Annotated in this window: 1 protein-coding gene; it reads left to right on the top strand. The window is 45.3% G+C overall.

The window, feature by feature from the left end:
* Positions 1-512 (top strand): dethiobiotin synthase (bioD, locus tag KL866_RS10825; protein WP_214994999.1); only part of this gene is annotated, 512 nt, incomplete at its 5' end.
* Between the last annotated feature and the right edge of the window lie 53 nt (positions 513-565).

The following is a 565-nucleotide window of genomic DNA, read 5'->3' as shown; positions in this document are numbered from 1 at the left end:
AAGAAAGTGGACAGACACTTCCTTTACATCAAATAAACCCTATCGCATTAAGACCGCCCATTGCGCCACATATTGCTGCACTTGAAGAAGGTGTGGCGTTGAGCTTTGAAAAAATTGCGCAAGGCCTTGATAAACTGCAAGCTTATCAGTCAGATCTATTGTTAATGGAAGGCGCTGGCGGGTGGCGATTACCCTTAATCGTGGGCGATGAGTATACGCCTACGTATTATCTATCTGATGTTGTGAAAGCGCTCAACATGGATGTAATTTTAGTTGTAGGAATGCGACTAGGTTGCTTGAATCATGCGCTATTAACCGCAGAAGCAATTCGCGCAGATGGGCTTAACATCAAAGGGTGGGTAGCCAACGACATCACAGGTAACATGACGCGATACCAGGAAAACCTGCATTCTCTAAGAGCCATGTTACCCGAGCCGTTGCTGGCAGAAATTCCCTACCAGCGTGAGCCTGATGAAGAGGTGCTATTCGCCGCTATCAAGCAAATAAGTTAAATCATCACCTGAATTAATTGGCGTTTTGTCTTCACCTAAGAAAATGAAGCCGT

The sequence above is a fragment of the Alteromonas sp. ALT199 genome (assembly GCF_018619335.1).
GTDB lineage: Bacteria > Pseudomonadota > Gammaproteobacteria > Enterobacterales > Alteromonadaceae > Alteromonas.
This window is presented reverse-complemented; position numbering and strand designations above follow the sequence as displayed.